General features: G+C 48.5%; 11 protein-coding genes. 4 read left to right on the top strand and 7 right to left on the bottom strand.

The genetic code is table 11. The features are described 5' to 3' along the window. Window positions 1-2: 2 nt before the first annotated feature. The 3 genes from ccsB to ACO0LB_RS10825 form a co-directional block, all read right to left on the bottom strand. Complete coding sequence (gene ccsB / locus ACO0LB_RS10815) at window positions 3-1151, bottom strand: c-type cytochrome biogenesis protein CcsB (protein WP_423049109.1); 1149 nt, start codon at window positions 1149-1151, stop codon at window positions 3-5. 47 nt (window positions 1152-1198) lie between these two features. Continuing rightward, window positions 1199-3385 (bottom strand): cytochrome c biogenesis protein ResB, encoded by a 2187-nt coding sequence (locus tag ACO0LB_RS10820; RefSeq protein WP_423049110.1) that lies wholly within the window; start codon window positions 3383-3385, stop codon window positions 1199-1201. Between the two features lie 135 nt (window positions 3386-3520). Continuing rightward, window positions 3521-4189: a c-type cytochrome gene (locus tag ACO0LB_RS10825; RefSeq protein WP_423049111.1), complete on the bottom strand. Its 669-nt coding sequence runs from the start codon at window positions 4187-4189 to the stop codon at window positions 3521-3523. Between the two features lie 201 nt (window positions 4190-4390). Here ACO0LB_RS10825 and yihA point away from each other — a divergent pair, with 201 nt between their 5' ends. The 4 genes from yihA to sbcB all read left to right on the top strand — a co-directional run bounded on the left by yihA (window position 4391) and on the right by sbcB (window position 9405). After that, entirely contained in the window at window positions 4391-5137 is a 747-nt protein-coding gene (yihA, locus tag ACO0LB_RS10830; protein ID WP_423049112.1) for a ribosome biogenesis GTP-binding protein YihA/YsxC, read from the top strand. Window positions 5138-5374: 237 nt separating this feature from the next. Further along, window positions 5375-6388, top strand: a complete 1014-nt coding sequence (gene hemB, locus ACO0LB_RS10835; protein ID WP_423049113.1) for a porphobilinogen synthase — start codon at window positions 5375-5377, stop codon at window positions 6386-6388. A 384-nt stretch (window positions 6389-6772) separates the two neighbouring features. Next, the gene (locus ACO0LB_RS10840; RefSeq protein ID WP_423049114.1) at window positions 6773-7870 is read left to right on the top strand and encodes a magnesium transporter CorA family protein; all 1098 of its coding nucleotides are present in this window, start codon (window positions 6773-6775) and stop codon (window positions 7868-7870) included. A 104-nt stretch (window positions 7871-7974) separates the two neighbouring features. Then, the gene (gene sbcB, locus ACO0LB_RS10845; RefSeq protein WP_423049115.1) at window positions 7975-9405 is read left to right on the top strand and encodes an exodeoxyribonuclease I; all 1431 of its coding nucleotides are present in this window, start codon (window positions 7975-7977) and stop codon (window positions 9403-9405) included. 153 nt (window positions 9406-9558) lie between these two features. Here the strand turns inward: sbcB and dsbD are convergent, their stop codons facing one another. From dsbD to ACO0LB_RS10865, 4 genes are all read right to left on the bottom strand, one after another. Next, window positions 9559-11361, bottom strand: coding sequence for a protein-disulfide reductase DsbD (dsbD, locus tag ACO0LB_RS10850; RefSeq protein ID WP_423049116.1), 1803 nt, complete (start codon window positions 11359-11361; stop codon window positions 9559-9561). A gap of 2 nt (window positions 11362-11363) precedes the next feature. Continuing rightward, complete coding sequence (gene cutA / locus ACO0LB_RS10855) at window positions 11364-11687, bottom strand: divalent-cation tolerance protein CutA (protein ID WP_423049117.1); 324 nt, start codon at window positions 11685-11687, stop codon at window positions 11364-11366. Between the two features lie 163 nt (window positions 11688-11850). Beyond that, window positions 11851-12246, bottom strand: a complete 396-nt coding sequence (rplQ, locus tag ACO0LB_RS10860) for a 50S ribosomal protein L17 (RefSeq protein ID WP_423049118.1) — start codon at window positions 12244-12246, stop codon at window positions 11851-11853. 130 nt (window positions 12247-12376) lie between these two features. After that, window positions 12377-13354 (bottom strand): DNA-directed RNA polymerase subunit alpha, encoded by a 978-nt coding sequence (locus ACO0LB_RS10865; RefSeq protein WP_423001165.1) that lies wholly within the window; start codon window positions 13352-13354, stop codon window positions 12377-12379. Window positions 13355-13450 lie beyond the last annotated feature (96 nt).

Consider the following 13450-nt stretch of genomic DNA (forward strand, 5'->3'; position numbering starts at 1 on the left):
ATTTATAAGGTACCGTAAGAGTGCAGGCCAGACAAAAACATATTCACGCCAAGAAAAGCAAACGTCGTCACCAGCAAACCGACGAGTGCCCACCAGGCTGCGACCTGACCTCGCAAGCCCTTCATTAAGCGCATGTGCAACCATGCAGCATAGTTAAGCCAGACGATCAGCGCCCATGTCTCCTTGGGATCCCAGGACCAATAGCCACCCCATGCTTCGGCTGCCCACAAAGCGCCCAGGATTGTCGCGATCGTGAAAAAAGCAAAACCGACAGCAATCGCCTTGTACATGACATCATCCAGCACTTCGAGTGATGGCAAACGATCTGCGAGATAGCCCTTTGACTTCAGCAAATACGCCAATGCCACCATCGCAGCCAATGAAAAAGTACCATAGCCAATGAAATTTGCCGGCACATGGATTTTCATCCACCAACTTTGTAATGCGGGCACCAGGGGCTGAATCTCTGCCGCATCGCGTGAAACGGTGTACCAGAGCAGAAATCCGATCGCAGCAGAAATGACCAGCAGCACAAACGCCCCTAGCTGGCGGGTTGCATACTGTTGTTCGTAGTACAAATAGAACAATGCTGTGATCATAGAAAACAAAATGAACACTTCATACAAATTGGAGACAGGAATATGACCAACATCAACCCCAACCAGATAAGACTCATACCAACGAACCAACATGCCGGTAAAACCCATGACAACTGCCGCCCAGCAGAGTATGGAACCGACAGACGAGCCGAAATCAGAACGGAGAATCAAACCGCCCCAATAGAACAATGTCGACAGAAAAAATAAAGTGCTCATCCATAAAATAGCAGACTGACTGGATAGCAAATACTTCAGAAAAAATTTCTGGTTCGCCATCTCCAGCGATCCTGCATATAAATGCACAGCGAAAAAACTCAATACTGCCAGCAAGAGCAACAAGGGTCGTACCGGTTTCCAATGCCATCCCAGCCATGCAAACGTTGGAGCTGCCAGTAACAAAATACCTTTTTCGTAGATATCCATATACGCGCCAAACTGACTCAGCGCAAACAACGATGCCATACTCAGGACGACGGCATACAACCAGTCGATGACCGTCAGCCGCTTGAAAAAGCCTTGATAGGGCGTGTAATTTTGTGTCATTTCCATCATAGTTTCCTTAGCAAACGGATATCTGCATATGCCCGCAGTGTAGTCGATTACGTTTGCGGCTGTTCAGAACGTCTGGATTCAGGCGCAGTATTTGTCACATTCTGGGTCGCAATATGCCCTAACTGCATCGCCAGCTGCTCAAATTCTTTTTCAAAATCAAGGGTCTTGCGCTGAGAACTCAGCGCCATCAGGGCATTCACACCCTGTACATCGTCTTTGACCCATATCCATAAACGACGTTCACGGATATAAAACATCGCAAACACGCCGATCACCAAAAACAGGCAGCCAAGATATACCACGTTCTTACCGGGCGAACGGGTAATCTGTAGTACAGAGGCTTTGACTTCGTCAAACCCGTTCAGTTGCAAAAATACTGGCGCACCATAAAAAAACGAATCGGATAAAGCACCTGTTGCCAGTTGCAGGAAGCGGGCATGTTTGTCTGACGGATTCAATACTGGCAAACCTTCTTTTTCGCGGGCAATCATCCACAAATCCCACATACTGCCATTGAGTATTTTCATAAATACATCAGCGGCTTTAGCCTGATCCGCAGCAGGAATTTGCTCTAAAAATGTAGAAATAGCCACAAAACCAGCTTGTTTTCCGTCTCCAGCAAAAATACCCAAGCTCTTTTTAGCCGACTCCATCAGCTGATTCTGCATCTGTGTCGCATTGGGCATATTGGACGGTAATGCCCGTGCGGCATAACGTTTAGCAGCCTCGTCGCGTAGATCAGGATTATTGATAGCGGCACGAAGACGCATCCATTCTTTCACACTGTCATCGTCATCCGCAGGAATACGCAAATAACGGAATCCTTCCGCTGGAGAATCCCTCGTACCGGCCAAAAACATATAGTCGCCATCCACAAACACCGGCTGCATATAGTTGTGAAATTCTCTTGCCTGACCTGTTTTATCACGCAATTTATACTGAACACTGGGTCCAACGTTTTTCAGATCTTTACTATTGGCATTTTTGGCTGCAGAACCCAGATGCTTATCCAGATCCGTGCTCAGTTGCTGATTTAATGTTTTACCTGGATTGACAGCGCGCACATCAGCACCATTGCGTGCCATATTTTCCACATTAAAAGGGCGGAAGCCAGACCACTCCACAGTAAAGTCATTGCCGTTTGTGCCTTTTAAGGCCGTATTCCCACCTACTTCACCCGTCATATCAAACGATGCAGAGCGACCTCCGGACATCGGATATGCGGTCAGCTTCAGACGACTGCCACCATCCTCAAAACTGGATTGATAAACAGCGATCCCTTTGTAGATCAATGGCTGATTGACTTTAATGACGGAGGAAAAAGTTTTCCCGGTGTCGTGATCAATCACTTCTACATCACTCGCAAACAATTTCGGCATACCCGTGCTGTAAAAATCAATCGTGAATTTTTTCAGTTTGATCGTAAACGGCAAATCCTGAATTAACACGCCATTTTGCTGAGGAATAATTGCCGTATTACTGCTACTCCCCTCTGGAATCATGGTGTTGCCGCGAAAAGTAGGATTTGACAGCGATAAGCGATGTTGTTGCGGGATTTTCGCAATAATACCGTTGCCATCAAAAGGCACTTTCCCCATAAACCATTGCTGTGCACGAATAGGCAGCTCGGAGTCGAGTAAGCCGCCAATACAGATAATGACAATCGCACTATGCGCAAAAATATAGCCCCATTTGTTTGCGGCTCCTTGCTTAGCGGCAATTAATGTTGCCTGGTCTTTTTCAACAACTTTAAAACGGTAACCAATACGAGCCAGATGATCGGAAAACTGCGCCGTCAGTTGAGCGCGAGTGCCAGTTGATTGCCACTCAGCCTTGTGATGAAAGTTACGAAGCGACTGCTCACGGACATTATCTCGCCAACTACGCATGTCTTTGAGCATTTTTGGCGTATTGCGGATAACACACAGACTGGTCGACACCACCAGAAAACCCATAATCAACAAAAACCACCAGGCTGAATATACCGAATACAGACTGAATTTATTGAATATTTCGAACCAGAACGGGCCAAACTGATTCATGTAGTTAGGCATTGGTTCATTTTGCTTCAGCACCGTGCCGATAATTGATGCGACTGCAATTAAGGTCAGCAGACTGATCGCGAACCGCATAGAGGAGAGTAGCTCTATTGCATCCGCCAGCCATGCCTGACGGGTATTGATATGCATCCCCCCCGTGTCCGTTGCCAATTCCGGGTCTAATCTGTGTTCCATACTTGTTTTGCCCAACTTGAAAAAAAAAGGGGATGGCGCTATCGCCACCCCCTCCGTTATATATTGTCTTGTTATTGTTTTGCTGGCTTCAATATCTGTCAGGTCAACCCTGACGTTATTTTTGCCAGAAACCGATTATTTCAAGCCGGCCACGTAGTCAGCAACCGCTTTCATTTCATCATCCGACATTTTTTTGGAGATAGCGACCATCTGCGCACTGTTTTTACGCGCACCTGTACGGAAATTTGTCAGCTGAGCGATGGTGTAGTCCTGATGCTGACCTGCGATACGTGGGAACTGAGCTGGGATACCTGCACCATTCGGGCTATGGCAACCTGCACATGCCGGAACATTTTTCTCTGCAATGCCACCACGGTAAATCTGCTTACCCAATTGCACGATATCTTTATTTTTTGCTGAACCTGGCTTGGATTTTTGTGCAGACAAATAAGCCGCGAGGTTTTTCATGTCTTCTGGTGTCATCGCTTTAGCGAATGTCGTCATCACGGGATTATTCCGGTCAGCACCAGTGAAATCTGTCAGCTGTTTATTGATATAAGCTTCATGTTGCGCAGCCAGTTTAGGATTGACGGTAATCGTTGAGTTACCAGCAGCACCATGGCAGGAGGCACAGGCGACAATTCCGCGTGCGGCATCACCATTCGTATAAAGAGCCTCGCCTTTTGCAGGATCTGCTTTTGCAGGTTTAGCTTCTTCATTCGCGTATGCAACAGAAGCAAGAGAGGACACCGCCAGAATTGCGACGCTGATGGATTTCAAAAACGGTAAGAAAGCACGGTTCATTCAAACACCCTGAGACTAAATAATAGAAATCTGCCCGATAGGCGACGCATAGCTGCTAGGTTGATGCACATCATGGTGATTGCAAAAACCGTGGTAGTAAGGCATGTGTTACAGCTGCCCATTACCTAACCCCTTATTGTACAATAGCTTTCGGGCGTTTTTAACGCTGACTGTTGCATTTTTCAATTTTTCCTTTCCTCTATGTCTATCCTCTGGCAAGCCCGCTTCTTTACTACGGTAAATCATTTACGTGATCTGCCGCGTACCCACGTTCCGGAAATCGCATTTGCCGGCCGTTCCAATGCAGGCAAATCCACTGCCATTAATACCCTATGTAATCAAAAGAAGCTTTGTTTTGCGTCAAAAACCCCTGGCCGCACGCAACATATTAATTATTTTTCGATCGGCGGTGCCCATGTTGGCCAACATCGCAAAGATGAAACACGTGTCGATGAAATCCGCGCATTACTGGTCGATTTGCCGGGTTATGGCTATGCCGAAGTTCCGGGCGCTGCGAAAGACCACTGGAATCAGTTGCTCGGTGCCTATGTTCAGCGCCGTACACAACTCGCAGCACTCGTGCTGATCATGGATGCACGTCGCCCTTTTACCGATCTTGATATTCAGATGCTGGAATGGTTTGCTCCGACCGGACGTCCTATCCATTGCATACTGACCAAAGCAGACAAGCTGAACCGGAATGAATCCGCCAATGCCTTGCGCCAGGCCAAGACGCTGCTGGAAAGCTATGTCGATGATGAAGGTGCGATGTTCCCGTTCACCATCCAACTGTTTTCAGCACTGAAACGAACAGGCATTGAGGAAGCTGATGCAGCAGTTCAACACTTGCTTGGCCTTGATCGGGAACCAGAGATGATCGTTGACGAAGCCGATTCCATCACGTCAGATGCAGAACCGGACCATGACAAGCCTGTGGCAAATGACTGAATCAGACGCGGAAATGATTTTTCATTGCCGCTCAGGTGACAGCAATGTGCCATATTGAACTACCAGAAAGACACACCACCTACGATAAGTACACGATCGACACACAGCAAGAAATGTATGACCTGAATATATGCAAGTCTGCATTTTCAATGCTCAGCATCAAGCTCTGTCATCATCTCTGTAATAAGATATCGGTATTCTCACGTCGCCTCACTCATCTGTCACATTTATCTCATCATGTCCTACACAAAACCTGCCATGTTCCCAGCTATCCGCATGCGCCGCATGCGTAAAGATGTTTTCTCCCGCGCGCTGATGCGTGAAAATATTGTCACTGCCGCAGATCTGATATATCCGGTCTTTGTAATTGACGGTGTTGGCCAACGTGAAAAAGTTGCCTCTATGCCCGGAGTAGAGCGGGTGTCGGTCGATGTATTGCTGGGCGTGGCGGAAGATTGCGTGGCACTCGGTATTCCTGTCATGGCGCTATTTCCGGCGATCAATCCTGGATTAAAAACACCTGATGGCATTGAAGCCACCAATCCGCATGGTTTGATTCCACGCGCTATCCGTGAGCTGAAAGAACGCTTCCCCGAGCTCGGCATTCTGACTGATATCGCGCTTGATCCTTACACCAGCCACGGGCAAGATGGTTTGCTCAACGCAGACGGCTATGTTCTCAATGATGAGACCACCGAAATGCTGGTACGTCAGGCTTTGACACACGCTCAGGCGGGAGCAGACATTGTTGCGCCTAGCGATATGATGGACGGGCGTATCGGCGCCATTCGCCATGCACTCGAAAGCAATCATTTTATTCACACACGCATCATGGCTTATTCGGCCAAATATGCCTCCGCCTTTTACGGCCCCTTCCGTGATGCGGTTGGTTCTGCGACGAATCTGGGCAAGAGCGACAAAGCCAGTTATCAGATGGACCCAGCCAACAGCGATGAAGCCTTGCGCGAAGTGGCGCTCGATCTGGCAGAAGGTGCCGATATGGTCATGGTGAAACCGGGCATGCCGTATCTGGATATTGTCCGCCGGGTCAAAGATGAATTCAAAGTTCCGACATTTGCCTATCAAGTCAGCGGCGAATACGCGATGATCAAGGCAGCGGCACAAAACGGCTGGCTGGATCACAATAAAACCATGATGGAATCCATGCTGGCATTCAAACGCGCTGGCGCGGATGGCATCCTGACCTACTTTGCACGCGATGTGGCACGGTTGCTGAAACACACCAACTGAGTCTGAGTGATCACTTCATGTTAGGTAGCAAGCAATGTACAGCAAGTACATTGCTTGTCTGAGGAACTTATTTATTGACTCATTGACTCATTGTTTCATGAACTGATGCATTGACGATAAAAACCGCTGCCTTGGATCAAATGGAGTCGTCTTGATTCACCTGAAGTGCCTTGATGAATATGGCAATCGTTCAGTTTAGAGAGCCCCGATATAAGCATCCTGTAACACATCAAGGCGTCAGTCGTATTCAAAAGTATTCAAAAGCATCTTGCAGTCTATGGCAACATCTGAATATCACCGGGCGTCAGCTGGAGAGTTTCAGCAATAGCCATATGCGCCTCCCACTATCCACAATCGATTCAAGTACACGGCAAGCCTGATAGCATGGATATTTTCTACATCACCGACACGCAGGTCACCCTTAATCAACAGCCAGCACCAGATATTGCGACAGCCGCCGGTTTTCTCTGGCTCGATGCCACTCACGATGAAGTCAGTGCGGCGCCAGAAGTCTGGCGTGATCAGATTGAAGCACTCAGTGGAACGCAAGTATATGATCTGCATTTAAAAGACATTACCAATTTATCGCATCCTTCGTATTTCGACGCGACACAGGATTACGAAATGGTGGTGTTTCGTAAGCTCACGCTGAGCGACGCTGTCCCTGCCCCCAAATCTGAACCTAAACGTAAAATCCCGGCTGCATTGAACAAACTGACGACTTCTCCTATTTCGTTTTTGCTGATGCAAAACGTGTTGGTGACCGTGCGCCCCCAGCACAGCCGCACCGTCGATCTGGCAAGGCATCGGCTGCTGGATTACAAACAGAAACCCGACAGCAACACACACGGCGCACGTTTGCCGACATCGCCCGAAGAGCTGATGCTGCGTTTGCTGAACGCGATGGTTGATCAATATCTGGAATTACGCCATCCGTTGACGCAACAACTAGACCGCTGGCAACACGCGCTGCTCGATCCTCGCCGCCCGTTCAACAACTGGATGGCACTACTGGATTCGCGTCTGGAGCTACGTAAGCTCGATAATCTGTGCGAGGAACAGCGGGATGCGATTCAGGAGCTGCGGGATCATATCGTCGATAATCATGACGGCAACAGCCGGGCAAAAGATTTGCTGCTGGTGCGCACCAATGATGTGATGGAACATATCAGCCGCGTCTTGAATCACGCCCGTCGTCTGGAAGCATCACTGGAATCCGCGGTACAAATCCACTTTGCAGCCATGGCACACCGTACGAGCGAAATTATGCGCACACTGACCGTCATCACCGCACTATTTATGCCGCTGACGCTGATTACCGGTATTTTTGGCATGAACTTTGAAGTCATGCCATTACTCAAAAATAGCGCCGGCTTCTGGATAACCATGGCAGGCATGGGCATTCTGGTCGTGTTGCTATTGCTGTATTTCCGCAGCAAGCAATACCTCGAAGAACGTTCGCGCTCGCGCTTCGATTCATAAGATACTCTGGTGGAGTATATGCAATTTTAAACTGATTGCCACCATAAAATAACGCACTATAAAAAATACTCCCTCTTTTCATCCATTTAATCAGATCGCACTTCATGCAAGATTACAGCTTCCTCTGGCACGATTACGAAACCTTCGGGGCGCAAGCCAGACGCGACAGACCCGCGCAATTTGCCGCCATCCGCACCGACGCTGAACTCAATGAAATAGGGGAAGCAATGATGCTGTATTGTCAGCCTGCTCCTGATTTTTTACCCGATCCGCAATCCTGCCTGATTACCGGCATCACGCCACAAACCTGTCTGCAACGCGGCATTCCGGAATATCAGTTTGCAGCGCAGATAGAAGCGGCATTTTCGCAAAGCGGAACCATCGGCGTTGGATACAACACCATTCGTTTTGATGATGAAATCACGCGCTTTCTGTTCTGGCGCAACCTGATCGATCCCTATGCCAGAGAATGGCAAAATAACTGTGGTCGCTGGGATATTCTGGATGTCGTCCGTACTGCCTATGCTTTACGCCCGGAGGGCATACAATGGCCACGCAATGACGATGGCAAAGTCAGCTTTAAACTGGAACATCTGAGTGCCGCCAATCATCTCGCTCATGATGCCGCACATGATGCACTGTCCGACGTGCGCGCCACCATTGCGCTGGCGCGACTGATACGCCAACAACAACCCCGATTATTTGAATTCTGCCTGGGCTTACGCAAAAAAGACCGCGTGATGGATGAAATTGGTCATGCGCTGGACAAACCGTTTTTACACATTTCCGGCATGATTCCGGTCGAATATGGTTGCCTCAGCGTCATGTGGCCTCTGGCGGTACATCCTCAGAATAAAAACGAGATCATTGCCTGGGATTTACGTGACAATCCCGCCGAACTCTGGGAACTCGATGCTGCCACCATACAGCAACGCATGTTCAGCAAAATTGCGGATTTACCGGAAGGCATCCGTCGCCTTCCGATCAAAACCATCCATATCAACAAATCACCTATGGTGATCAGCAATCTGAAAACTCTGACTCCTGCGCTGGCCGCACAATGGCAAATTGACATGGAGCAGATACAGGCACATGCCGCCATTGCTGCAACGGCACCCGATATGTCAGCTACCTGGCGGCAAGTCTTTGATCGTGGGGCGCCAGCAGTACTGGACGTGGATGAGGATTTATATGGTGGGTTTATCGGCGCTGGCGACAAGCGCTTGTTGAACGACTTACGGCAAATGACGCCAGCGCAATTAGCTCAGGCGTCGCCCGTATTTCAGGATGCACGTTTGCCAGAACTGGTGTTCCGCTACCGCGCCCGCAACTTCCCAGAGACGCTCAGTGAACAAGAGCAGAACAGATGGGAACATCATCGCGCAGCCCGATTGCACGAAGGTCAAGCCAACGCTCTGACGGTAGAACAGTTTTTTGAACGGATTGACCAATTCTCTGAATCTGCTGATGAGCAACAGGAAGAGATTCTGGGCGCGCTCTACGATTACGCAGAACATATCACGCCCAGCAGGTAACATAAAAAACGCCCGTACTGCATTGACGGGCGTTTTTACTGAATGCTGGAAATTGACTAAGCTGATGGTGGCAATGAGCAAATAAACAACCATGCCGACGAATCAATATGCCGTTTGGCTGTTCAGCCAATGAGAGGGTAATACGCTCAGATCCTATGGCGCAGTGACACGCGTCAGAGACTCCAAAAATGTATCCGCATTCTGATAGCCAACAACCCGATTGCTCAGTTCTTGTGACTGCTTGTCAAAGAAAATAATGCCGGGCGGCCCAAATAAATGAAAGCGTTTCAATAAGGCCTTGTCGTCAGCGTTGTTTGCTGTGACGTCCACCTGCAGCAACAGCATGGTATTCATTTTCTCCTGCACTCTGGCATCTGTAAATGTCAGCTTCTCCATTTCTTTGCAAGAGACACACCAGTCCGCATAAAAGTCGAGCATGGCTGTTTTCCCCTTATTCTGCGCCAGTGCTGACTCCAGCTCTGCCACAGTACGCACACGGGTGAACTGGACTGCATGACTCTGCTTGCCGTACAAATGTGCCAGCGGTGCATACACATCACGGCCGCCTGTGCTGACGCCAACTAATTGCGCCAGACCCAACAGGGCAAACAAAATAGCCAGCGCCTTTCCTGGCATTCCGGAGCGATGAAAAAATAACTGATAGGCAGCATACCCGATCAATAACAATGCCCATCCTGCCATTTGTAAGGCAACAGGAATCACCGGAGAAATCATCCATAAAGCCATCGCCAGCATCAATACACCAAAGAACCGTTTGATGTTCTCCATCCAGATACCCGCACGAGGCAATAAGCTACCTGCTGACACGCCCAACAACAGCAAAGGCACTCCCATTCCTATCGCGATAGCAAACATCGCAGCACCGCCAACAAATACATCCCGCGTCTGACTAATGTACACCAGCGCCCCGAGCAAAGGTCCGGTGACACAAGGACCGACGATGAGCGCAGAAATCGCTCCCATCAAAAAAACACCAAACAACTTTCCCATCCGGCTGTCGCGCTGACCTTCAGACACCTGCGTCAAACGCGTCTGCAATGCTGCCGGCATCTGCAACTGATACACATTAAACATCGATAGTGCCAATGCCACCATTAACAAAGAAAATGCACCGAGTACCCAAGGATTTTGTAATGTTGCCGCCAAGCCTTCGCCCGCCAGACCAGCCGCAATTCCCATCCCGGTATACACCAAAGACATTCCAAGAACATACGCTATTGACAATAAAAACCCACGTAAACGGCTGACGCCAGCACCTTCACCGACAATAATAAATGACAGAATCGGCACCATAGGCAAGACGCACGGAGTCAGTGACAAGCCGAGGCCAAGAATAAAAAACAAGGGAAAAATCACCACTAACTTGCCACTTTTCAATGCCGCACTGATACTGTTGTCCGACGTGGTTTGCGATGCATCACCTGCCTGCGAAATCTCGCCATTGACAATAGCTGGCTTACCTCCGGTGACGGTTGCATCAGAAGACATTGACAGCTTAAAACTGCTTTCCATAGGCGGATAACACAATCCCTGGTCAGCACACCCTTGACGCCCCACCTTCAGTGTGAAATCTCCAGCTGCCTGAACAGGAATCGTCACGACTAAAGAATGGCGATAGGTTTCGACTTCCTTTTGAAAAGTTTCATCAAATTTCACTTTACCCTTAGGCAAAACTGGCTCACCCAACTTGGCATCATCCGACGTGAACTTCAGACGTTCACGGTATAAATAATAGCCATCAGCGATGGTCAGCGTCACCTCAACCGTGCCTGGTGCAGAGATTTTTGCAGCAGCCGTGAATGCGATTTCCGGATCGAGAAAATCGTCAGCCTTGACCATACTGTGGCCGAAAAAAATAGCCAGCAACACCATCATCTGCAGCATCACACGCGGCAAATACTGGGATCTGTTTGAAATGAGATAACGAAGCATCATCTTTAATATCCTGTTGTTTCTTGTTGAACCCACTTGGCATAGGCCTCGGATGCATGCACTACCGGAACAGCAATAATTTCTGGCACATCATAAGGATGATGTTCAGTAATCAATGCCTGTAACGCAGAATAAGCCGCAACACAGGTTTTGATCTGCAATGGAATTTCTGATTGATCTTCCTGCTGACCATTCCATGTGTACAGAGACCGTATCTCAGGCAAGACGTTCACACACGCAGCCAACTTTGCATGCAATATTTTTTCTGCGATTGCCACAGCAGATGCCTGATCGGGGCAATGAGTCATGACAAGCAACAGTGAATTCATCTTTTTATCCATAGTGGCGCATTCTAACAAGGCTACCTGTTTCATGCTCGAAAAGCGTGTCGAGGGCGTTAATACGCGCCAAAAATGGACAACATAGGCATAAAAAAAGCCGCTCAGTCAAACTGAACGGCTTTTTGTCAGAACCCTGGAGTCCTGTCAGTATTTATTCTGCTTCTGGAGCATCAGCGATGTCAGTGACTTCTGGACGATCCAGCAGTTCAACATACGCCATAGGAGCATTATCACCAACGCGGAAACCCATTTTCAGGATACGCAGGTAGCCGCCGTTACGATTTGCGTAACGTGGGCCCAATTCAGCGAACAACTTAACAACCATTTCGCGATCACGCAAACGGGAGAAAGCCAAACGCTTGTTCGCCAATGTATCCGTTTTACCCAAAGTCAGAATCGGCTCGATAACGCGGCGCAGTTCTTTCGCTTTTGGCAAAGTTGTTTTGATTGCTTCGTGACGCAACAGGGAAACTGTCATGTTGCGCAACATTGCTAAACGGTGGGAAGATGTACGATTCAGCTTACGTAAGCCGTGACGATGACGCATGGTAATTCCTTTCAAGTTTTAAAAAAGCCAGCTCTTCTATCGCTAAAGTTGCTCATTATTGAGACTCATCAGCGCGGGCCGGTCGGTACTACGATTAAATTCGGGCAGCAATGCTGCCCGAGGATACAAATTATTTTTCCAAGCCAGCTGGTGGCCAGTTTTCCAACTTCATGCCCAAAGACAAGCCACGGGATGCCAGAACTTCTTTGATTTCGTTCAAAGACTTGCGGCCCAGATTTGGCGTCTTCAACAGTTCGTTTTCGCTACGCTGGATCAGATCGCCAATGTAGTAAATGTTTTCTGCTTTCAGGCAGTTTGCTGAACGGACTGTCAATTCCAGATCATCAACTGGACGCAACAGGACAGGATCAACTGCAGGTGCGCGGGATGGCGCTTCAGCAGCGGCTTCAGTACCTTCCAGAGCGGCGAAGACATTCAATTGATCAACCAGCACGCGAGCGGATTGACGAATCGCTTCTTCAGGAGAGATCACGCCATTGGTCTCAATATTAATAACCAGTTTATCCAGATCAGTACGTTGTTCAACGCGGGCAGATTCCACAGCGTAAGAAACACGACGTACTGGAGAAAAAGACGCATCCAGTATCATACGACCAATAGTTTTATTCGCATCTTCAGACAAGCGACGAACGTTACCTGGCACATAGCCACGGCCTTTCTCTACTTTGATCTGCATGTCGAGCTTACCGCCGGCTGTCAGATTAGCGATAACGTGATCTGGGTTAATCAGTTCTACGTCATGCGGCAAATCGATGTCAGAAGCCAGTACAGCGCCTTCGCCATCTTTTTTCAATGTCAAAGTGACTTCTTCACGATTATGCAACTTGAAAACAACGCCTTTCAAGTTCAACAGAATATCAACAACGTCTTCCTGAACACCATCAAGAGAAGAATACTCGTGAACCACACCAGCGATAGTCACTTCAGTTGGTGCGTAACCAGTCATTGTCGACAACAGAACACGACGCAAAGCATTACCCAGCGTATGTCCATAACCGCGTTCAAACGGTTCCATCGTTACTTTAGCGTGACCAGCACCCAACATTTCCACATCAATAATACGTGGCTTTAACAGATTGTTTTGCATGAATGTCCTTTTCAATACCCTCGGCTCGTTACACCGATAAGGCTGACGGCATTAAAGAAAAAGCCTGCCTGTCGTAAAACAGGCAGGCCGTGAAAC

Source organism: Undibacterium sp. SXout7W (assembly GCF_049339385.1).
In the GTDB taxonomy this organism is placed as follows: Bacteria; Pseudomonadota; Gammaproteobacteria; order Burkholderiales; family Burkholderiaceae_D; genus Undibacterium.

What these genes read in the sequence shown, in the direction of transcription:
- sbcB (WP_423049115.1), top strand. Translation starts at nt 7,975, where the DNA reads ATGCAAGATTACAGCTTCCTCTGGCACGATTACGAAACCTTCGGGGCG.
- ACO0LB_RS10865 (WP_423001165.1), bottom strand. Translation starts at nt 13,354, where the DNA reads ATGCAAAACAATCTGTTAAAGCCACGTATTATTGATGTGGAAATGTTG.
- cutA (WP_423049117.1), bottom strand. Translation starts at nt 11,687, where the DNA reads ATGAATTCACTGTTGCTTGTCATGACTCATTGCCCCGATCAGGCATCT.
- ccsB (WP_423049109.1), bottom strand. Translation starts at nt 1,151, where the DNA reads ATGATGGAAATGACACAAAATTACACGCCCTATCAAGGCTTTTTCAAG.
- rplQ (WP_423049118.1), bottom strand. Translation starts at nt 12,246, where the DNA reads ATGCGTCATCGTCACGGCTTACGTAAGCTGAATCGTACATCTTCCCAC.
- ACO0LB_RS10820 (WP_423049110.1), bottom strand. Translation starts at nt 3,385, where the DNA reads ATGGAACACAGATTAGACCCGGAATTGGCAACGGACACGGGGGGGATG.
- dsbD (WP_423049116.1), bottom strand. Translation starts at nt 11,361, where the DNA reads ATGATGCTTCGTTATCTCATTTCAAACAGATCCCAGTATTTGCCGCGT.
- yihA (WP_423049112.1), top strand. Translation starts at nt 4,391, where the DNA reads ATGTCTATCCTCTGGCAAGCCCGCTTCTTTACTACGGTAAATCATTTA.
- hemB (WP_423049113.1), top strand. Translation starts at nt 5,375, where the DNA reads ATGTCCTACACAAAACCTGCCATGTTCCCAGCTATCCGCATGCGCCGC.
- ACO0LB_RS10825 (WP_423049111.1), bottom strand. Translation starts at nt 4,189, where the DNA reads ATGAACCGTGCTTTCTTACCGTTTTTGAAATCCATCAGCGTCGCAATT.
- ACO0LB_RS10840 (WP_423049114.1), top strand. Translation starts at nt 6,773, where the DNA reads ATGGATATTTTCTACATCACCGACACGCAGGTCACCCTTAATCAACAG.